This window comes from Oceanobacillus luteolus, from assembly GCF_042678205.1.
GTDB lineage: Bacteria > Bacillota > Bacilli > Bacillales > Amphibacillaceae > Oceanobacillus > Oceanobacillus luteolus.
Window position 1 is genome coordinate 1 of sequence record NZ_JBHUDE010000057.1, and the last position, 664, is coordinate 664.

1 protein-coding gene is annotated in these 664 nt (G+C 35.1%); it reads right to left on the reverse strand.

The window, feature by feature from the left end; all coding sequences use genetic code 11:
- On the reverse strand, window positions 1-552 hold a 552-nt coding region (locus ACFSBH_RS12090), incomplete at its 3' end, for a transposase (RefSeq protein WP_379597727.1).
- Between the last annotated feature and the right edge of the window lie 112 nt (window positions 553-664).

Below are 664 nucleotides of genomic sequence, written 5' to 3' on the forward strand. Positions count from 1 at the left end.
ATCTTCTTCAATAGCTTGATTTAATTCTTCTACGTAATCTCGAACCTCTACCTCCACTTCTTCTCTCGTGAATTTATGTTTATTGGCGTTAGCCTTTAGATGGGTGGAGTCCGTAAACAAAACCCTCCCACCAACCATTTGGTGGTTAATAGCTTGGAGAACAATTTCATCAAAAATATCTTGAAATATGTTCGTGTCTTTAAATCGCGTACGGCGATTCCAACTAATCGTGGAGTGGTGTGGAACAGGATCAGAAATTTTTAAACCAAGAAACCAACGATACGCTAGATTCATTTGAATTTCCTTCTCCAGTTGACGCTCGGAACGAATCCCATAAAAATAACCAATAAACATCATTTTGAATAAGACGAGGGGATCTAAAGAAGGTCGACCATTATCCTCACTATAATAAGGTCTTACTTTATCTATAATGAAAGAGAAATCAATGTATTTATCAATTTTTCGTAGTAAGTGATCTTGTGGTACTAAGTCTTCCAGACAGACAAACTCAACTTCATTTTGAGTATTACTTCTTGTATGAAACAACCTAATCACCGCCTATTTTTATTACTAATATTATACCAAATTAGGCAATAGAGTTGTTTTATTATTTTGATAAATAAAAAGAAATAAATAGGCTGTCGAGGGTTTCTCGACAGCCTGA